At 32.2% G+C, this 3,397-nt stretch carries 4 protein-coding genes and 1 pseudogene; 4 read left to right on the top strand and 1 reads right to left on the bottom strand.

What is annotated here, in order from left to right; translation table 11 throughout:
- The first annotated feature begins 352 nt into the window (after positions 1-352).
- From ACTG3Y_RS13370 to ACTG3Y_RS13360, 3 genes and pseudogenes are all read left to right on the top strand, one after another.
- A complete protein-coding gene (locus ACTG3Y_RS13370) occupies positions 353-859 on the top strand; it encodes a cupin domain-containing protein (protein ID WP_439153418.1) in 507 nt (168 codons plus the stop codon).
- A 365-nt stretch (positions 860-1,224) separates the two neighbouring features.
- A pseudogene (locus ACTG3Y_RS13365) lies at positions 1,225-1,395 on the top strand (type II toxin-antitoxin system RelE/ParE family toxin); the annotation flags it as partial.
- Position 1,396: 1 nt separating this feature from the next.
- A complete protein-coding gene (locus ACTG3Y_RS13360; RefSeq protein WP_439153417.1) occupies positions 1,397-1,696 on the top strand; it encodes an addiction module antidote protein in 300 nt (99 codons plus the stop codon).
- A 475-nt stretch (positions 1,697-2,171) separates the two neighbouring features.
- Here the strand turns inward: ACTG3Y_RS13360 and ACTG3Y_RS13355 are convergent, their stop codons facing one another.
- On the bottom strand, positions 2,172-2,435 hold the full coding sequence (locus ACTG3Y_RS13355) for a 3-keto-5-aminohexanoate cleavage protein (protein WP_439153416.1): 264 nt from the start codon (positions 2,433-2,435) through the stop codon (positions 2,172-2,174).
- Between the two features lie 222 nt (positions 2,436-2,657).
- On the opposite strand from ACTG3Y_RS13355, the gene ACTG3Y_RS13350 reads away from it, so the two are divergent.
- The coding region (locus ACTG3Y_RS13350; RefSeq protein WP_439153415.1) for a hypothetical protein at positions 2,658-3,397 on the top strand (740 nt) is incomplete at its 3' end.

The following is a 3,397-nucleotide window of genomic DNA, read 5'->3' as shown; positions in this document are numbered from 1 at the left end:
AACTCTAATTGTTGCCATTTCTTTGTCAAAAAAATAAATTAGATGAACTAAATCTTTGAATTTTGGCCTACTAGAGGCTTTACTGAAGATGCAAGAAAAGTTCGATAGAGGAGAAAAGGTAGCACTTCCAAATACGGAATTGAGTGGATAAAATGATTATTAAATCAAAGGGAGTTATGTCAAAAAATCACGGAAATACAAAAACTGTTGCCAACACCGTATTAAATTAATTACTGGTAATAGCCTACTTACAAAAGTCCTCTTGGATTTTCTATCTGTGATTTATTTACTAACTTTAGTGCTTAAACCACGCAACTAATCTTAAACACGTTGTAAGGAATTTTGACCCGACATGAATAACTCTATTAGTGATTTAATTTCCAAACTAAAATTAAAACCACATCCTGAAGGTGGCTTTTTTAGAGAAACTTATCGGAGTCGTGGAGAAATTAATAAAAGTAATCTAGATCAAGATTATAATGGTAAAAGAAGCTATTCAACGTGTATTTACTTTCTATTAACCTCTGATAACTTTTCTGCTTTTCATAGAATAAAACAAGATGAAATTTGGCACTTTTATGATGGCTCACCAATAAATCTACATATCATTTCTGATTTAGGTGTATATACGAATCATTCAATTGGAATAAATTTACAAAAAGGAGAAGTTCCTCAATTTGTTGTTCCTGGCAGAAGTTGGTTTGCTGCGGAAGTAGTAAACCCAAATGCCTATTCACTCATTGGTTGCACAGTATCGCCTGGATTCAGTTTTGAAGATTTTGAATTAAAATCAAGAAATGACTTAATTTCCTTATTTCCAGATAAAGAAGATATTATCTCAAGATTAACACATCATTAAATTACAGTTGCCAACAAAATACTGTAAATAGTTCATTGCTTCAGATTTTTCTTTTGGAAAATCCTTACTGCTAAACAAAGGGTTTCTGTTTATTTACTATCTTCGTCTACACGCAACGAAATCATACACCAGACCGTTGTGGTGCATTTAAGAGCAACTTTCTGAAAAACCAAAAATTTCTATTTTAAATCCAAAATTTAGATTATACTTGTATCTATATGGATACACTTTAAATGATTATTACCGAAAAGACAACTGAATTTGATAAGTGGATTAGAAGGCTCAAAGACATTCGAGCGAAATCTAAAATACTATTCCGAATTCAGAAACTCGAAACCGACGAGTATTTTTGAGATTGTAAGCCTGTTGGAGATGGAATTAGCGAAATGCGAATTAATTATGCAAAAGTTTATCGAGTGTATTTCAAAGAAAAAGACAGCAAAATCGTTATTCTTTTAATTGGCGGAGATAAATCAAGTCAACAAAAGGACATCGAGAAAGCGAAAAAAATATGGAACAGAATAAATAATGATTGATATGGAAACCACAAAATTTGATATAGGGGACTATTTGGACAGCGAAGAAATGATTGCTGAATATCTAAATACAATACTTGAAGACGGAGAAAGTTCTGATTTGATTGTGGCAATTGGACATATTGCAAAGGCAATCGGAATGACTAAAATTGCGGAAAAAACTGGAATGAGCAGACCGAGTCTTTACAAGGCATTATCTGACGGAGCCAAACCACAATTTGGAACAATAATGAAAGTGCTAAAAGCTATTGGCGGACAAATAAATGTAAAGCCAATGTCAGCGTGTAAAAACGCACAATAACAACTTATATAGCTCATAGATAGAAATTTGCGTAATAAAAGTTAAGGTATATTTGCGAGTCCACCAAATTTTTAAATTTGGCTTATTAGTAAAAAAAGATAATAAAAAAAAATTAAAAATCTGGCTTGTGCTTAATCCGAAATTAATCGCTAATTTACTTGCTACGATCCATATACACAACCGTTGTGCTGAATTATGTTCGAGGTATTCAGATTATGATTTTTATGAGCAAGTCGAGTAGATTGAAACTTGTTGTGAATGCTTCATAATTTTTGATAGTTAGTAACAAGAACAATACTTGTGTTTTTTCTTTGCAACTTTGTCTATAAACTCAATCTACAGGAGACTTTATAGTGTCTGCACTTATTGTAAATCGCAGTAATTAATATACAAAGTAACGATGCTAAAGTGTATTTAACAGAAACATAAAACTTACTTTAAAATGAAAAAAATAATATTTTTGATACTAATATCCTTACCTTATATTAGACTTATAAGTTGGCACACCATTATCTAACCTTGCGTGTAGGTGCGCAATGGTAATACCTAGCTCATAAGCTTCATGGGTTTGTTCAATAATCTCAGAAGGGGTTATAGATACAAAAGGAGTTATTTCTTTTGTAGGAATCATACCTGTTTGGCAAAAGTTTATTATAATTTTATTTATCGCGTTCAAGGTTTTCAAGTTTAATGGTTTACAAAATATGTGTTTACAAAAAATACCAAAATAAAAGAACACCTAATAATAGCATAATACCATATTGTTAATTTTTGTTAATTTGATAAAAAAAATATTACCTTTGCAGCCCTAAATACATCAAAACTACTTATTCTGAAACTGAAAATTACTTTTCTACTATTTTTTGTTACCACAACTTTTTTTGCACAGACCCTTACCATTTCTTCAAATGGTGACGCTGGTACTTCAGGGACTAACTGGAGTAGCTCTGGGACAAACCCTGTGATTATTTCTGCCACTGGTAATGCTAATATAAATACATCCGTTATTGTTGGGTATTTAAATGCGGGAGCTAGTGTTACGCTTCAAAGTAGTCAAGACCTCGTATTAGCAAATAGTATAGTTGTAGGTGTGTTACCAAATGATGTAACATTAGCCTTAAAAGCTAATAAAGATATTTTTATAAACAGTAATGTTTTTATTGATGCTACTCAAAATAGTAATATTAATAAACTAGATATTATCTTGCATTCAGATAGTGATGGCACCGGATATAGCAGTAGTTGCGCATGTTCTTCATCAGCTGGTGCTATCCAAATAAACGATGGGGGTGGCCTTAAATCAAATGGCGGAAGCATCATTTTAGGTGGAGGTCTAGACATAATAACAGGATCTGCATGGGCTACAGGAGTTTCTACAGATTATACTGGAATTAATTTAATAAACACAACTATTAATTCTGCTGGTGGTGCTATTACTATGCGAAGTAAAGGAAACCATGCTACTGGTAAATCGTTAGGGATCATGTTAAATGCTGGTACAGATATTAATAGTGGATCTGGTAAAATCAATATTTTTGGTCGTAGTGAAAGTTTTGTTGGAGATAATAGTGGACAATTTAAAAACGGAATTCGTTTTAATGGAACAAGTGTAAACCCCATAACAATAATGTCGTCAAATACCGATTCTGATGCAATCATCTTGTCAGGGCAAGAAGGATATTGGACAGGAAACATTAATAC

This window comes from Winogradskyella sp., assembly GCF_965656915.1.
Taxonomy (GTDB): domain Bacteria; phylum Bacteroidota; class Bacteroidia; order Flavobacteriales; family Flavobacteriaceae; genus Winogradskyella.
This window is presented reverse-complemented; position numbering and strand designations above follow the sequence as displayed.

Bases quoted from the DNA above. Each gene is read 5' to 3' on its own strand.
- ACTG3Y_RS13370 (WP_439153418.1), top strand. From the start codon at position 353: ATGAATAACTCTATTAGTGATTTAATTTCCAAACTAAAATTAAAACCA.
- ACTG3Y_RS13360 (WP_439153417.1), top strand. From the start codon at position 1,397: ATGGAAACCACAAAATTTGATATAGGGGACTATTTGGACAGCGAAGAA.